The organism is Sorangiineae bacterium MSr11954 (genome assembly GCA_037157815.1).
GTDB classification, from domain to species: domain Bacteria; phylum Myxococcota_A; class Polyangia; order Polyangiales; family Polyangiaceae; genus Pendulispora; species Pendulispora albinea.
In genome coordinates this window covers 25,708-41,989 of record CP089984.1, presented here as the reverse complement: position 1 = coordinate 41,989, position 16,282 = coordinate 25,708, and the positions used below count along the sequence as shown (strand labels likewise).

General features: G+C 66.1%; 13 protein-coding genes. 7 read left to right on the top strand and 6 right to left on the bottom strand.

Going from position 1 to position 16,282, the window contains the following annotated elements; all coding sequences use genetic code 11:
- The first annotated feature begins 1 nt into the window (after nt 1).
- On the top strand, nt 2–1,084 hold the full coding sequence (locus LZC94_00165; GenBank protein WXB15692.1) for a hypothetical protein: 1,083 nt from the start codon (nt 2–4) through the stop codon (nt 1,082–1,084).
- A gap of 1,001 nt (nt 1,085–2,085) precedes the next feature.
- On the opposite strand, the gene LZC94_00160 is transcribed toward LZC94_00165, so the two are convergent.
- The 6 genes from LZC94_00160 to LZC94_00135 form a co-directional block, all read right to left on the bottom strand.
- Complete coding sequence (locus LZC94_00160; protein WXB15691.1) at nt 2,086–2,592, bottom strand: hypothetical protein; 507 nt, start codon at nt 2,590–2,592, stop codon at nt 2,086–2,088.
- Between the two features lie 48 nt (nt 2,593–2,640).
- On the bottom strand, nt 2,641–4,302 hold the full coding sequence (locus LZC94_00155; protein ID WXB15690.1) for a hypothetical protein: 1,662 nt from the start codon (nt 4,300–4,302) through the stop codon (nt 2,641–2,643).
- Nucleotides 4,303–4,384: 82 nt separating this feature from the next.
- Nucleotides 4,385–5,782: a hypothetical protein gene (locus LZC94_00150; protein ID WXB15689.1), complete on the bottom strand. Its 1,398-nt coding sequence runs from the start codon at nt 5,780–5,782 to the stop codon at nt 4,385–4,387.
- A gap of 190 nt (nt 5,783–5,972) precedes the next feature.
- On the bottom strand, nt 5,973–7,955 hold the full coding sequence (locus LZC94_00145) for a GAF domain-containing protein (GenBank protein WXB15688.1): 1,983 nt from the start codon (nt 7,953–7,955) through the stop codon (nt 5,973–5,975).
- Nucleotides 7,952–8,953: a PhoH family protein gene (locus tag LZC94_00140; protein WXB15687.1), complete on the bottom strand. Its 1,002-nt coding sequence runs from the start codon at nt 8,951–8,953 to the stop codon at nt 7,952–7,954. Before LZC94_00140 ends, LZC94_00145 begins: the two co-directional genes overlap by 4 nt.
- A gap of 35 nt (nt 8,954–8,988) precedes the next feature.
- Nucleotides 8,989–10,182, bottom strand: a complete 1,194-nt coding sequence (locus tag LZC94_00135; protein ID WXB15686.1) for a UTP--glucose-1-phosphate uridylyltransferase — start codon at nt 10,180–10,182, stop codon at nt 8,989–8,991.
- A gap of 134 nt (nt 10,183–10,316) precedes the next feature.
- Between LZC94_00135 and LZC94_00130 the strand changes: the two genes are divergently transcribed.
- From LZC94_00130 to LZC94_00105, 6 genes are all read left to right on the top strand, one after another.
- Complete coding sequence (locus LZC94_00130) at nt 10,317–10,661, top strand: hypothetical protein (GenBank protein WXB15685.1); 345 nt, start codon at nt 10,317–10,319, stop codon at nt 10,659–10,661.
- A gap of 40 nt (nt 10,662–10,701) precedes the next feature.
- On the top strand, nt 10,702–12,381 hold the full coding sequence (locus LZC94_00125) for a transglutaminase-like domain-containing protein (GenBank protein ID WXB15684.1): 1,680 nt from the start codon (nt 10,702–10,704) through the stop codon (nt 12,379–12,381).
- Between the two features lie 89 nt (nt 12,382–12,470).
- Entirely contained in the window at nt 12,471–13,301 is an 831-nt protein-coding gene (locus LZC94_00120) for a metallophosphoesterase (GenBank protein ID WXB15683.1), read from the top strand.
- Between the two features lie 437 nt (nt 13,302–13,738).
- Nucleotides 13,739–15,178 carry a hypothetical protein gene (locus LZC94_00115; protein ID WXB15682.1) on the top strand — a complete coding sequence of 480 codons (1,440 nt, stop codon included), beginning with the start codon at nt 13,739–13,741 and terminating at the stop codon, nt 15,176–15,178.
- Nucleotides 15,179–15,217: 39 nt separating this feature from the next.
- Nucleotides 15,218–15,532, top strand: coding sequence for a hypothetical protein (locus LZC94_00110; GenBank protein ID WXB15681.1), 315 nt, complete (start codon nt 15,218–15,220; stop codon nt 15,530–15,532).
- Between the two features lie 98 nt (nt 15,533–15,630).
- Nucleotides 15,631–15,903, top strand: a complete 273-nt coding sequence (locus LZC94_00105; protein ID WXB15680.1) for a hypothetical protein — start codon at nt 15,631–15,633, stop codon at nt 15,901–15,903.
- The last annotated feature ends 379 nt before the right edge of the window (nt 15,904–16,282 follow it).

Below are 16,282 nucleotides of genomic sequence, written 5' to 3'. Positions count from 1 at the left end.
CGTGAGTACCCTGGGAGTGCGCACGGGAGCGCTGGGCGCGGGTGACATCGGGGCGCTCGGCGAGCGCGCCATGACCGCACCGCAGTCGCACGCTGGCGAGCTGACGGTCGCGCGGTTGCGCGAGGTGGCGCTCGTGCTCGGAGCGTTTCAGCGGCGCGTCGCGCAGGACGAAGTCGTACAGGGCGAAGTTGCACGCAGCGCGGGTGCGCACGGCGCGGGCGCGCACGGCGAGGAGGCGCACGCCGGGGGTGCGGAGAGCGATGCGCGCCGGTACGTGCGCCGCGTCTCCGGCGGTCCGCTCGTGGAGGTGGGGCCGGGCACGGTTCACGTTCTTCTCGGGCTCGCGCACCCGGCCGCCTTCGTCGCCGCCGACGCTTCGCGCTTGGTGAACCGCTATGTGCGCCCGCTCCTCGCGGCGCTCACCAAGCTTGGCCAGAAGGCGAATTTTTTCGGACGCGATTGGATCAGCGTCGCCAAAAGGCCCGTCGCCTGGGTCGGCTTTGCGCACGACGCAGGCAGCGGCCGCGCCGTCCTGGAGGCGTTCATCGCCGTCGCGACCCCATTTGCCACCGGCGATCGCACAGCGCGCGCGTCGTTCTTGGGCAAGGCGCCCGCCACCCTCGAGGAGGTGCTCGGCCGCGCCGTCGACCTCGATGCGCTGATCGAGACCATCGCGCGCGCCTATGTCGATGCCTACGCGTGCACGCGCGCGGATCTCGCCCCGTGGGCCTCGTCCGGTTCGGACGGGCCGTACGGATCGTCCGAACCGGACGAACCCGCCCCCGAGGTGGCGACCGATCCCCCCTGGGCCGCCACCGCCGAGACGATCATCGGCACCGTCGCCGCCGGCCCCGATGCGCGCGGCATCTTTCGGGTCGGCGGCGACTTCCTCGCCTCACGGGACGCCGTCGTCCGCCTCGAGCGCGAGCTCGCCGAGCTCCCCGAAGGCGCCGGTGCCGACGGCATCCACAGGGTACACGAGCTCGTCGAGGCCGCGTTCACGGCCCCCGACGTCGCGCTCGAGGGCGTACGATCCCCCGCGAGCATCGCGGACGTCATCGTCCGCGCCCGCACACCACGGTGATGTGGACCCTCCCCTATTTACCGCGGAGACCGGGGCGCACCGGCATCCGCCGCGCGGCTTGCGGCGCAAACCGAGTCGGTGCGTGGCGCGGGCTCGAAGCGAGCGACCGCGAAAAGAACGCACCGTGCTCGCGCGCGCCTTTTTCACCGCGAGGCTCTTCGCCTGCGGCCTTCTCCGAGGGCGCCTCTTCGGCCTTCCCTATCGCGTCGAGGAGCGACGCGAGCACGGGATCTTGCGATACCGAATCAGCCGTATTCGAAGTACGAAATGTGGAATCAATGCGTCGAGTCATGATGGACGTCTCCTGTGCTCGCCGCGGCGAGCGATAAAAAGACGCAGAAAACCCATTGCACGAAATGCGATATCGCGCAGCCTTTTCGAGAACTCGATTCGAAACGCCGAGCAACACGCGAGGTGTCACCCGGCGTTTCGTTTTGACCGAGCCCCGAGCTGCTTCGCGCGCCCGAAAACGGATTTACCGTGGGTCACGCAAAACAGGCGGCAAAGCCGCACAGGGCAGAACGAAGTGCGCACCGCGCCCGAATCTTCCGCGCCGCAAAAGGAAAACCAGCGGGCCTAACGAACGAACGACGAAACGAGCAGTCAACTACGACCGTGCACGAGACATCTGCAGGCAACGCTTGCGAGCGACGCGAAAGCTTCGACTCACAGCACACCTTCCCGCAGGTGCCGCACGACCGTGGTTTTAGCGCAACCTCATTGCGATCTTCATAGTGCAGTGGAATCTAGCTTCCCACCTGGACCCGCGCAAGCATGAATCGTCCAAATCGAACCAAAATGAACCGCCAAGGGCTTCGGGCTCCTCTCCCACGCCCTTGGCTTTCGTCTTTCAGGCCCGGCGTCCTACAGCACTTTTGCATGGCGTCGATTCTCATGCCGTGCGCGCCGTGCTGTCGATGCGTCGTCGGGGCTCCTGCGAATGGCCTCGAGCTGTTCCTCGTAGGTTTTCGACGATCAACGTTACGAGAAACCGCTCTACACTAGTTGCTCTTCAAGGATGCCCATGTGCGCACCGGCGCGGGAGGCGTCTCCAAACCGCCGGGGTTTGGCCAGACGGACTCCGCCCAATCGACCATGCTGTTCAGCAGTGCAGGGTCGACCCCCTGCTGCCGGAATGCGGGGATCTGCAACCAAACCTGCTCGAGGAACCGTGTCGCGTTGGAGCTACCGAACCAGTACGGGGCCGGCGGAAGCTTTGCATCGCGCGGCGCGAATCCGCTCGCGTTGTGGGCCGCCGCCGAGAAGCTCCGCGTGACATCGAACCAATGCTGGACCATGACTTCGAAGAGCTTCGTACGTTCGGCCGGTGTCAGGATGTCGAACTGCCGAAGCCACTCGTTACCCGAATAGACCATGGTGAAAATGGCGCTGGCACTGACCGGCGTCCACCCGGCGGGCGTCGCCACTGCGGTGGTGCTCAAACCGCTCGCATTGTCGGTCGCCTGAAGTCCCTTGATGAGGTACAGCGTATACATCAGCGGGTTCATGCGATCCGTCAGGTTGGGTAAGTCTTTGAGAAACCCGTACGCGTAGCTTCAATCGACCGGGCGCTGGTTGCTGCGGTACTGCCCATCGGTACTGTTGCCGGGATCCATCGTGAGTTGGAGCTGGTACCAGTCCGCGGAGAAGTACGTGAACATCAGTCGGTTGTGGGCATCGTCACCGGCCTTCGTGTTGACGCCCGACTTGGTGGGCGGCAGGTGCAAGAGATGGGGCGCCGTATCGAAGATGCGCCCCGCGACCCAGCTGCGAAGCTCACGCTCGCTCGGCCGCATCTTGTTTCCCTCGACCTGGAACTCCTGCACGACCTCCCAGGTCTTCACGTTGTGCCAAAGCGAGGTGTCGTAGATTTTGCGAGCGTGTTCGACGGTCCACACGGACTCCGGCTCCCCCGGGTGCTGTCGCGGCGCGAGGAACTGCCAGATTCGGAGGTTCCACCCCGAGACGTAGTCTTGGTAATACGGTTCGCTCACATGAGCGTGGTCCTCGGCGAGCGACTTCGCGAACACTTCACGAATGCTCGGTACCTCACCGCCGCCGTCGTAGAGCTGCCGGATATGGCTTGCGTCCCAATCGCCCCCCCAAGCATCGCGCGGGTGGGTGCGCGGCAGCCAGTGATTCCAGTCCGGGAACTGCAGCGCGATCGGGATCTCGCGGGCGTTCACGTCGGCATCCCTCGCGATCCGCTCCTTCGTGATGCCGTTCGGAAACAAGTACGGCATCATGTCCGCGTCCGAATCGAGCACCCAGCCGATGCCTGCCCCCGCCGACCATTCGTTGAACGGACGGCTATCGACGCCGGGCCCCGGCTGAAAGGGTGGATTCCAGGGCCGGCCCGGGTGCGGATCGGGGTTCGGATACAAGCGCTGCGCAGGGCTCGGGGCCGGCCGCGCGCGGATGTAGCTGGCAATGAACCTCCCCTGCTCTTCCGTCAACTGGTGGAACCTCGCCCGCTCGATGATCGACGTGTTCGAGTAGTTGAAATAATGCAGATCGCGTCCGTCCTTCGCATGGCAATCGGCGCAATGCGCCTGCAAGGGGGCGCCGTTCGGCGCCTGCAAAGCTCCATCGAGCCAGAGACGCTTGCCTTCCGCAATTGCCGATGCACGGCTGTCCGGCGCGGTCCACGTGTTCGGATCGTCCGCGACGAACATCGCGTCGGGAACCAGCGGCCGCCTGCTTGCATCGAGCACGTTGAGCCGGAGAACGCGGTAGCCAATCGACACCCCGTCGGTGCCGTTGAACCGAAAGCGAATCGTGTTCGCCCCCGCAACGGCAGCACCAGCCGGCACGTCGATCGTCAACGTGAGCGTATGAAAGCCTCCACCGATGCCGCCGTAACTCTTACCAGGCTCCGCGACCGAGACCGTATCGTTGCGCAGCGGGATCCAGCTCGAACCATTGATCTGTACACTTCCCTTGTCATCGTAACTAAGGTTGTGCACCTGCACTGAAATCTTCAGACCACCCGCGGATACCTCCCTCCCAGGGAGCGGGACGATCACCTCCCGGATCGTTCCCGCCGCGCCGAGCACCTCGATGGGCATCGTGATGAGAGGATAGCCGGAGAGAGAGCTCTCCGCCGTGGACGCGGGCTCGGCCGAAGCACCTGCACCCGGGCTCGAGCCGGATGTCGCGCCGCCGCAAGCGGCAAACGCGACGGCGGCCAAGAAAGCCAAGACGGTAAGTTTATGCATGGAAGCCTCCGAAAAGGCCTTTCGGTCAGGCCGATCCGGAGGTTTCCTTTTTTCTTCGAAAGGGGGTCGAAATGGCAGTCGTTCAGAACCGAGCTTGCAACACGCTCGAGAACGTCTCGATTTGCTTCGACGGTGCCGCCGATCCTGGACGGTGCACGTTGTCGATGGCGTGGTCGAATTCGAGCAACAGCTTGAGCCCCTTGGCGAAGTTCACCGACCCGAGGAAGCCGTAGGTGTCGCGCGCGTTGTTCTTCTGCGCCGAGTCGGGGGTGTACATGTCGTAGCGGAAGCCGAGGGTGAACCAGTCGGTGAGATCTTGCTCGAGGCGGACCATCAAGCCGCGCTCGTCGTGGCTGCCCACGTCGTCGTTGATGTTCGCCGGGATGGTCGGCAGCGCGAACGCGTACTTGGTGCCGCGATCGAGGTTCTGCGCCAGCACCAGCTCCGCGAAGACCTTGGTGTTGCCCAGGCTCTTCACGAATTTGTGGTGCACCGCGGCCTCGAAGTTTACGCCCCAGCGCTTGTACTGCTTGAACTTGAGCGCCGTGGCGTCGACCACCGCGGCGTGGCCGAAGATGCCGCTCACGCCCACGTCGAAGGGGCCGAAGTTGTAGGCGGCGCGGCCCACCACGTCTTTTCCGCGGTTCACGTCGGGCAGGACGGTGAAGTTCTTCTCGCCTTGCGTCACGCCGTTGAAGACGGCGGCGACCACGGAGAGCTTCTTGTCGAGCGCGGTGGTGGCGGCGCGCACGCCGACGTCGAACTCACCGGGGGTCATGTTTTGCTCGTACCAGTTGCGCTCGATGAAGGGACGATCGGCGTCGGACTGGAGGATCGAGTAGCCGAATGGGAGCTTCATGATGCCCATTCCGATTTCCGTCTTGACGTCCTTCGACCAAGGGATCGTGGCCACGGCCTCGACCTGGCGCCCGATGGTCCCCGTCCCCGCACCCTGCAGCCCGCCGGTGGGGAAAGGGTCGATCTCGATGATGACCTTCGCGTACTCGTTGGCCGTGAGCTCGAACTTGAGTCGCGCGCGGCGGATGCGGAACATGTCCGGGTTGGTGGTCGTTCCGTCGGCCTTGGCGATGGTGGTGTTGGCGCCGATGCCGGCCGGAAGTCCCGATGCTCCGCCCGCGCCCGCGTTGGGCGAAGCGGCGTCGTTGTACGACTGCCAAATGAGCTGCGGCTGAATCCAGCCCGACAGCTTGACGTGCTCGAGCCACTCGAGCACCTTGCTGCGTTTCTCCTCTTTCTCTTGCATCCCGGCGAGCTTCGCCTCGAGCGCTTTGACGCGCCCTTCGACGTCACCGGAGGCCGGCGCGGCGGCCGTGGGTTGCGCCGGCTGCGTGCCGACGTCGGAGCCGCTCGAGGACGTGGGCGCCGTCGACCATGATGCGCCAGGGGTCGTCGTCGGCGAGGAAGTTGAAGGAGGAGCCGGCTCCTGCGCGGCCGCCTGGTGCGCTGCGGTCAGGGACATCGCGGGAACAAGGAGCGAAAGAGCGCGCCTCGTCACGGAGGAGCGAAATAGAGCCTTGAGCTTCATGGGGCCGCTCATAACACGGCATTTGTGACCGCATTGTCGCGATGCTGCGCCACAAGCGTGACGGATGTGTGACAGACCCCGCCCCACCCAGAATGCCCGATGCATGCGAACGTCCGGTGACGTTTCAGCGAAAAATGAGCGACGCCGGTACGGGATCGCACAGCTCCCACACGCGCGCTTGCCGGAAAATACGCACCAGCTCCGCGTCGAGGTGCCCATCTTTTACCCCGTACTCGAGGATATCGAGCGCACGATCGACGGGGATTGCCTTCTTGTAAGGTCGGTCGGCCGCGGTGAGCGCATCGTAAATATCCGCGATGCTCATCATCTTCGACTGCACGGGGATCTCTTCCGCGCGCAAACGATTGGGGTAGCCCGTTCCGTTCAGGCGCTCGTGGTGCGCGCCCGCGATCAGAGGAACGCGGCGGAACACCTTCCCCCAGGGGATCTGGGAGAGAAACTTGAACGTGTGCGTGACGTGCGCCTTGATCTCGTCGAACTCCTGCGGGGTCAGCGAGCCGCGTTTGACGGAGAGCGACACCACCTCGTGGTCCGTGAGCAGCCGCTTCACCTCGCCGCGCAAATCGATGTACGTCTCGCGCGCGAGCGCCTCGATCTTCTCGAAGTCGCCCGCCGCCAGCACTGTGGGCTCGTTGGCGTTGAGGATCGACTGAAACGAAGCATCGAGCTCGGCCCGCCGCTCGGCGAGCTCGCGATCGAGCTTGGCGAGCTCCGTGGACTGGGCGCCGCGCTCGAGGGCGCGCAGCTTTCGGGTGAGCACGTCGGCCTCGATGGATCGGGCGACGAAGTCGAACCGGGCGCGAATGAGCTCGAGCTCCTCGTCGAACAGCTTCTTCGCCTTGACCAGCACCCGCTCGCGAACGCCGATCTTTCCGAAGTCGTGGAGGAGGCTCGCGTACTCGAGCTCGCGCAGATCCTCGCGGCTGAAAAAGGCATCTTTGTACGGGCCGACGCTCTCACGGTCGACGATTTGCGCGAGCTCCACCGTCAAGTCGGCGACCCTGCGGGAGTGACCGCTGGTGGTCGGATCGCGCGACTCGATCGCCTCCACGCTGGCCTTGACGAAGCCCTCGAAGAGCTTGCGGATCTCATCGTAGAGCAGCGTATTTTCCAGCGAGACGCTCGCTTGCGCCGCCAGCATGCCGAGCAGCTCCTCGCTCCGCTCGTCGAAGGGGATGACCTGCTCCTCGAAGTCCTCGGGCGACAAAAGGAGCTTGTGCGGCTCCTTCTTCTTGTTGATGAGGGAGATGACGCCAATCACCTCGTCCCGCTGGGAAATGAGCGGATAGGTGAGCATCGACTTGGTCGAGTAGCCGATCTTCTGGTCGAAGCTTTTGTCGAAGCCGTACGGCGAGCCGGGGGGCAAATCGTACACGTCGGCGATGTTGATGGGCTTTTTGCTTCGCGCGGCGCTCCCGGCGATGCTGCGGTTCGACAGCGGCATCACGAACTCGCGCGAGTCGAAGGTGACCGAGTCGTTTTGCGTCAGCTTGAAGCGAAGCTGCGGATTTTTCTCGTCGCCCTCCGCCACGTAGATGCTGCCCGCGTCGGCGCCGGTGATGAAGCGGCTCTTTTCGAGGATGACCGTGAGCAGCTTGTTCACGTCGCGCTCGGTGGTCATGGCGCGCGCGATGTCGACCAGCTCCGCCACCTCGTAGCGGTAGCGGCGGAGCGATTTGGCGCGGCTCTCGGCGTGGACCTTGGCCTCCAGGAGCTCCAGCGCGCGAAACACGGCCACGTGTAGCTCGTCGGGGGTGGGCTGCTCCGAGACGATGCTGGCCAGGCCTTTGTTCATGGCCTGCGCAAAGTCGCCCTCGCGGGGGTGGCCCATGAGGACGAGCATCGCGGCCTCCGACGCAAAGCGGTCGGCGAACGGCTTGAAGAGCTCGCGGCCCCGATCCCATACGAGGGCCGGGGTGACCAGGACCAGGTGATGGCCCTGCGCGATCATGAGCAAGAGCGGGTGCGGGCGGGTCACCCAGTGCGGTGGCAGGCGACCGTCTCGAAGGAGATCCTCACGTGACTTGTCGAGGCGCTGCTCCCAATCGGTCGCGCGAGAATCTCCAGACGAGAGAGCCACTGTCATCGTTCTTTTGCCCCCTTCGCCGAGTCGCGCGACTCGTATGCGAGAATAATCTTTTGCACCAGCGGATGCCGCACCACGTCGACGTCGGTGAAGTGGCAGAAGGCGATCCCAGGGACGCGATCGAGCAAGGTGCGCGCTTCCGCGAGCCCGCTCGAACGCCCCTCGGGCAGGTCGACTTGCGTGACGTCTCCGGTGACCACCGCCTTGGAATTGTAACCGAGTCGGGTCAGAAACATACGCATCTGATCGGAGGTGGTATTTTGCGCCTCGTCGAGGATGACGAACGAGTCGTTCAAGGTTCGTCCGCGCATGAACGCGAGCGGTGCCACCTCGATCGCGCCACGGGTGATGAGCCCCTGCGCCTTGTCGAAGTCCATCATATCGTTGAGCGCATCGTAGAGAGGGCGCAGGTAGGGGTTCACCTTCTCCGCCAAGTCGCCCGGCAAAAAGCCTAGCTTTTCGCCAGCTTCCACCGCGGGGCGGGTCAGCACGATGCGCTTGGCGGCGCCCGATTTGAGCGCCGCCACCGCGCACGCCATCGCCAGATACGTCTTGCCGGTTCCGGCGGGCCCGATCCCGAACGTGAGATCGTGCCCGCGGATCGACTCCACGTACTTCTTTTGGGCCAGGCCGCGCGGGCCGATCGGACGGCTCGCGGAGCCCAGGGTCACGACGTCCTCGCCCGCGTCCCGGTCGAAGGCAAACATATCGGAGAGCCTTCGATTGGGCGACTCGCGCAGCATGCGGAGCGCGCGGCCCGTGTCGACCGTATCGACCCGAATGCCGCGCGATGCGAGCAAGCTGGCCGACTCGGCGAGGAAGCGCTCGGCCAGGGCCACGGCCTCGGGCTCACCGCGGACGAAGATGGTATTTCCCCGCAAACCGACTTGAACGTTGGCTTCGCGCTCGAGCACTCGGAGTTTTTCGTTCTGCGGGCCGGTCAGGGTGAGCAAGGTGCCAACATCGGCAATTTCGAGTTCGGACGTCGTGCTGGTCATGGAGCTTGAAGGGATCTCCTCGTTTGTCGTCTCTTCTATTCGGGCAAAATACCGCGGCTTCGGACCACGGAGGCGATGGCGCCCCTGCGCGCTTCGAGCTCGTCGCGATCTTTGACGGGGAGGAAGCGCGCCGAAGGACCGTGGCGCGGTACTCGGACGTATGCAGCAGGCATGGCACCGGTGAGCTCTTGAAGCAAGCGCTCGAATTGAATGGCGGGCCTGCCCTCGACCTGCTTTTCCACCTCGAACCAATTCCATTCGATGTTCACGGTCTCGAGGGCCGCGGCCGATACGAGGAACGTATTGGTGTTGAACACCCGCACGGCGCTGGCGTCGAAATCGGAAGGAAGTCGAAACTCTTCCAGTATTTGCAGCTTACCAAGCGCGTGCACGGGGATACCGCCGCGATCGCCTGCTTCCTTGTCGGTCACCTCCACCATCACGTCGATGCGGGCCCCCGCGCGCTCGGATTCGCGCTGCACCTCGATGAAGAGGCCGAGCAGGCACGGGTCGATGGTCGCCCCCAGGTTATCGAGGTTGGCGATCCACACGTAGCGACCTCCTTGCGCGAGAAATGCGCGAAGCAGGCCGGAGCGGCGCAGGGCGTCCACGAGATCGCCGTGGCCGGGCGAGTAGAGGCTCGGCTTTCCATCGTCGCCGAAGAAGAGGCGGCCCTCGGGGGTGAGCCGCAATCCGAGATCTTGCGTGAAGGTTCGAACGTGCGCCGGGGCGCCGGTGCGTTCGAGCGCGTCGCGCGTGGGTGCATCGGTGGCCTCGCTGGTCATGAGCCACAGAGGAACGGGACGGCCGGCGCGCTCGGACCAAAGGCGGTTTTCGCGCAGACGAAGATCCAAGAAGGTGTGGCCGTCCGCGACCTCGACCAGGGCCTTGACCACGCTTCCCATTCGGGTGGCCATGCCGCCCGCGAGGACGGCAAAGGCCAATTCACCGCGGCGGAGGGCCTCGAGCCCAAGCGCTTCCAGGCGCTGGCGCTCGCCGGAGCCGGGCGGCGGAATCGGGCGGATCTCGTCCTCGGATGGAGGCTCCACGGCGCCGGCGATGCGATTGCGACGGCTGCGCCGGGTGTTCGCATCCCCGCCGGCAAGACTTGCGGCGAGGGAGACGAGTCGTGTTGCGTCAAAGCCCGATTGGGTGAGCTTCGTGCGCGTTTCGGGATCGAACGACGAGTCGAGCTCTTCTTTCAGGTTCTGCAGGTTCGGAGGACGCATAGCGCTCCCATGCTATTCTGTTTTGTTCTTTTCGGATCCGCCCCGCCGGTGTGCACATCACGCGCCGGTCGTCAGCCGTTTGGCTCGAGGGCTGCGTGCCCTCGGGAGCTGCCTTCGTCACGAAGGAGGAAGTCATGAACCGCAGTAAGCTTACCTCTTCGCTTCTTGCCGCTTCGTTTCTTGCCATCGCGTTGACACAAGCGGGGTGTGTCGCGACCGCCTCGAACCCCACACCGCGTGGCGTGGTGGTCAACGGGCCGCCGCCGCTCCCTCTTCAAGAGGAGCGCCCCGCCCCACCCGGCGCCACCGCCGTTTGGGTCAACGGCTACTGGCATTGGACCGGTGCACAATACACGTGGATCCCGGGCCACTGGGAGAACGCGCCGCCGGGGCAATCCTGGTACGCGCCCCGCTACAGCGCCTCGGAGGGCGCCTTTTTCTACCAGCCCGGAGGATGGAAGCCGGCGAGCCCGCGGTAACGGCGCTCGGGCTCCAGGATTGCTGCTAGCATCCACCCCGATGCATGCCTCGAGGCGGCTCTTGTGGTTTCCGGCGGTGCTTGCGCTCGCGATCACCGGGCCGGCGGCGGCCACGGGGCCGGTGCTCCATGTGCCCATCCCCGCGGACATCGAGGACGATTGGTCGCTCGGGGCCACCAGCACCGGCGAGCTCCCCGCGGCGGTGGAGACGCGCAATGGTCTGGTGCGGTCACCCGACGCGCGCAAGACGCCGGCGGCCAACGAGACCGCCTACGAGAACAACGCCACCGGCGACGCAAGCTCCGATCACGCTTATTTTACGCCCGATCGCAATACGCGCCGGCCCGACGTGTCGCACTACGACGAGCCCTTTCGGCCGGCCACCGCGCCGTTCAAGAGGCTCTGGGCCTATGACGCGGTCGACGAGTCGTACAAGCTGTTCGTGCGACACACGCGGCAGGAGCCCATCAAGCTGAGCCCTGGCGATGCCGAGGGCGAGGAGCGCTTCTTCGCCGACATCGTGCTCAACACGCGCGCCGACGGCTCCGTGCGCATCCCCAGCGTGGCCCCCGGCGCCCACGTGGTGCGGGCGCACTTGGCCGCGGGCCCGCGCGATCTCTCCTTTTCCCTCTTCCGCGATGGGGCCGACAACTGGTTCGTGGCGGCGCCCGCCGGCCGCGCGCGCCTGGTGATGGAGATCAGCGCGCCGCGCGATGCCTTTGGCGGGGAGTACGGGACGCCCTCGTGGAGCGATTTTCCCACGCTCGAGAAGCTCCCGCCCAACGTGGCCGCCGCCGCCAAGCAAGTCGCCGCGCGCATCGGCGTGAGCCGCGCGACCATGCAGCCGCGCGAGGTGGTGCGGAAGCTGGTCTCGTACCATCGCAGCTTCGTCGAGGCGGAAGAGCCGCCGCACGAACAGAGCAACGTGTACCTCGACTTGGCGCTGTCCCAAAAAGGCGTGTGCCGGCACCGCGCGTTCTCGTTCTTGGTCACCGCCTTGGGCCTGGGGTTGCCCACGCGCATGGTGATGAACGAAGCGCACGCGTGGGTCGAAATTTACGACGGGAAGCTGTGGCGCCGCATGGATCTCGGCGGGGCAGGACGCACCGTGGGCGATCCAATCCGCGAGGGCCCCGCCTACGATCCGCCGCCCGACCCGTTTCAGTGGCCTGCCGGAGCTACCCCGGGCGAGGCGCTCGCGCCCCCGAGCTCCGGACCCACCGGCAACACCTCGGGCAGCGGAAGCCGAGCCGGTAACGGTGGAAACAGCGGTGGGTCGAGCTCCCGCGGCGGGGGAATGCAGGGCGGATCCTCGTCGATGTCGACGAGCTCGAGCATGGGGCCTCGTTCGACATCGGGTGCTCCGCTCACATCGCCGAGCGATCCGGTATCGCGGGCGGCGGAGGAGAAAGACGATCGACCGCGCTCGTCGGTCCTGCTCTCGGTGGGCAACCTCGATACACGGCGCGGCGGGCCGTTGCGGGTGAGCGGAAACGTGCGGGCCGACGGAGAGCCTTGCCCCAACGTCGTCATCGAAGTCGTACTGCGCGATATGTCGCCCAAGGGCGCGCGCGGCGCCGAGCTCTCGGTTGGCTCATTGGCCACGGACGCGCATGGGGCCTTCGAAGGGGCGCTGGTCGTCCCGTCGAACGTGCCGGTGGGCGACTACGACGTGGTCGCGCGCACGGCGGGGAACATGCGCTGCGGGCGCAGCCCGTGACCGGGCGCGTGCATCCAAATCCATGAGCGTGCACGATGAACGAGGGGCCAAAAAACCATAACCCTCCGCCCGATTCCGAGGGCCGGCCGGTGGCGGGCCCTCTCCGGCAACGCATCGCGCACCTCTCGGACGTCCACGTCCTCGAGGGTCGCTCGAACCAAAGCGAATACAGCCTGAGCACGCGCGTGGTGAGCTTCCACCGCCGGCTCGATGGCGAGGCGCGGGCGCTCAAGATGAAGCACGCGCTCGACAGCGCCAAGCGCGCGCGGGCCGACCACATCGTCATTTCGGGCGATCTGACCGAGCTGGGGACCTCGAAGCAGTTCGAGCGCTTCGCCGAGGTGCTGCACGACGCGGCGGTCGCGCCCGAGAGCGTCACCCTCGTGCCGGGCAACCACGACGCGTACGATTCTTACGACGGCTGGAAGCGCGCGATGGCCGGCCCTCTGCGGGCCTACGCGGGATCGAGCGCAGGCGAGCCGGGCTTGGTGCTCGACCGCGGGGGGTTTGCCATTTTGCCCATCGACGCATGCCGCCATCAGAGCATCGCGCGCTCCGGTGGCGAGCTGACGAACGACGCCGCCGACGCGCTCGAGCGACGCACCTCCGATCCATCGCTCCGCAAAAAGGCGACCATCGTGGTCTTGCACCACCCGCCGTTCGGCAACGCCAAGAACCCGTGGCACTTCATCGACGGGCTGCGCGGTCACGCGCGGCTTCTGCACCTGCTCGAGAAACATCCGAACCTTCACCTCTTGCACGGGCACCGGCACCGCATGGTCGACCGCATCGTGCTCGGCTCGAAAAAGAACCGAGTCTTCGGCGCCTCGGCCACCGTCGATGACGCACCGGGGCGGCCGCGCGTGCGGCTCTACGAGGTGTGCAACGATACGCTGGAGAGTGTGGGGCTCGCGGCGTAGGGCCGCGCGGGGCTGGGACGTCGTGGGGTCGAGGACTCGCGGCGTGGCCCGGCGCGGCGTAGTCCGGCTTCGCGGCGTAGCCGGCGCGGCGTGGTCCGGCCTCGCGGCGTAGTCCGGCGCGGCGTAGCCTGCCTCGCGGCGTAGTCCGGCGCGGCGTGGTCCGGCGCGGGCGTAGCCTGCCTCAGGGCGTGGTCCGGCGCGGCGTAGCCTGCCTCGCGGCGTGGCCCGGCCTCGCGGCGTGGCCTGGCCTCGCGGCGTAGCCCGGCCTCGCGGCGTGGCCCGGCCTCGCGGCGTAGCCCGGCTTCGCGGCGTAGCCCGGCTTCGCGGCGTAGCCCGGCTTCGCGACGTAGCCCGGCCTCGCGGCGTAGGGGCCTAGCGCAACCGTGCGCCAAGACAAGCCTGGCAGAAATGGCTCTTCTACGTCATAGGTAAGAGCCATGGCCGGTCGATACGGAGCAGCTGCAGCGGGCACCGCGGTGCTCTTCGCGGCGTTGCTTCCCGGATGCGGCGGCCCGATGTTGGCCAAGGACGGAACCGTCATCGTCGGCCAAAAGGGCTCGGGCGGCGCGGCCGTGGTCACCGCCAACGGCCTCGAGATCCACGATCGCACCGATATCCCGCGCCGCATCGTGCAGCGCTCCGCCGACGATCCCTGGCGCGCGCCCATCGGCTTCATCGTGCCGCGCAACGGGCGGTTTACGGCCACCAGCAGCCCCACCTTGCTCGCCACGCAGGGCCTCGCCATCGCCATGCGGCCGAGCGACACGCGCGTGCCCGAGTGGGGCGGCGAGGTGCTCATCCGCGTGGACGTGATCGCCCCGGCGGCCGAGGGCACCGCGCGCATGGGCGAGCAGATCGCGCTGGTGCTCGACGGCGATGGCGAAGACGCGCGCACCTTGGTCGAGACCGCGCTCGAGCAGATGGCGGCGCGCGACCGCTTCGCCGTGGTCGACTCGCGAGGCGCGAAGCTCGTGCTCCCGGCCATCCCCGGCTCGCACAAAGCCATCGGCAACGCCGCCGTCGGCAAGCGCCTCGCCAAAGAAGAGCGCGATCGAGGCGCGCGCGATCTGCTGGGCGCCTTGCGCGCCGCCGCCGCGGCCACCGCCGGAAAAGGAACGCGCCGCGTGGTGGTGCTGAGCGACGGCGGCGACGATCCGAAGCTGCCGCCGGCCGTTCGCACGGAGCTCGAGAAAATGGCGGGCGATGGAATCATCGTCAGCGCCATCGCCTCCACGGCGAAGGCCAAAACGGGTGTGGTGGCGGACATCGGCATGGCGGGCATGGGCTTCGTCGGCATCGACAAGGCGCTCGAGTCGCGCCAGGGAGCCATTCGAACGGCGATCCCCCCGTCGGGCGATCTCAAATTCGAAAACTTATCGCTGCACTTCGAGGGCAGCCCTTCTCCATCCCACGTCCTCGAAGCTTCGGGTGGCGACGTGCTCTGGAAGCTCGACGGGGGCGAGGTCGTCCTCGGCAATGTCCGCGCGGGCGAAGCGCGCACCGAGGTGCTCCGGGTCACCGTTCCCGCGTGGGTGCCCAACGAGCCTTTCTACTTCACCGTCATCGCCCACTACACGGAGGCCGGCACCACCGTCGAACGCGATCTCACCGCGCGCCTCCCCTGCATCTACGACGACGACATCGAGCGCATCGCCAAATCCCGTCACGGCGACGTCATCGCCTACGCCTCCGCGCTCGCCACCCTCCGCCGCCTCGACGCCGCCTTCTTCGGCGACGGCATCCAAAACGCCGGCGGCATCCGCGCCCTCGCCGAGCTGCACGCCCGCTCCATGGCCGCCCTGGCCCGCGACACCAAAGATCCGGCCATCTTCGAGCAGGCCGAGGTGCTCAATGGCTTGTTGCGGGTAGGGGATTGAGTCGTTGCCGGGTCGAGACCGGATGCTACCCTGGTGGCAATGCGCACCCGCAAGGTCAGCATCTCGATCGACAGCCACGATCTGGTGGTGCTGCGGCGTATCGCCAAGGCCGAACACGGCGGAAATCTCTCCGCTCTTTTCGCTTCCGGCGTCGCGCCGCTGCTCGAGCGCGAGCGCACCAAGAAGGAGCGGGCCGAGAGGAGGCGTGAGCTTCTCGCGTGGCTCGGGCCTCCTCCGACGAAAGAGGAGAGCGAAGCCATCGCAGCCGTAATCGAGGGGCGCGCCACGAAGAAGCAACAAGCAACCTACGATCGTCTGGAAACGACGGAGACGCGAACCCGTAAAATCGCATGACCGGCATTACCTTCGATACGGGTGCGTTGATCGCGTTGGAACAACGGAGACAACGCATCACGAAGATTTTCTTGAGCGCGCTACAACGGGGCATCTCCATGACGGTCCCCGTACCCGTCCTCATCGAGTGGTGGCGAGGAAGATCGGATCGACGCGAGGCAATCCTCGAGGAAGTCGACATCGAGCTCACCACCATTTCGCTCACCCGGCGCGCGGGCGAGGCCATCGCGCACATGAAAAGCGCAACCGCCATCGACGCCCTCGTCATGGCCTCCGCATCCACCCGCGGCGATGTCGTCTTTACGCGCGACGTGGATGATCTCGAGCGTCTACGAACCGTCTTTCCAGAAGTGCGCATCCTCTCGGTTTAAGGGGCTACGGTTGAATCAACCGACGGGTCGCTACGAGAGAGAAGCCAATATCCTAAAAACTGGCGACCCTAGCGCCTTCGAGGCGACCATTGAATCAACTGCCACGGCGCCACAAACGCTACGGGAGAACCACGTCCTAAACCTGGCGACCCTAGCGCCTTCGAGGCGACCATTGAATCAACCGCCACGGCGCCACAAACGCTACGGGAGAAACCACATTCTAAACCTGGCAACCCTAGCGCCTTCGAGGCGACCATTGAATCAACCGCCACGACGCCACAAACGCTACGGGGGAAACCACATTCTAAACCTGGCGACCCTAGCGCCTTCGAGGCGACCATTGAATCAACCGCCACGGCGCCACAAACGCTACGGGAGA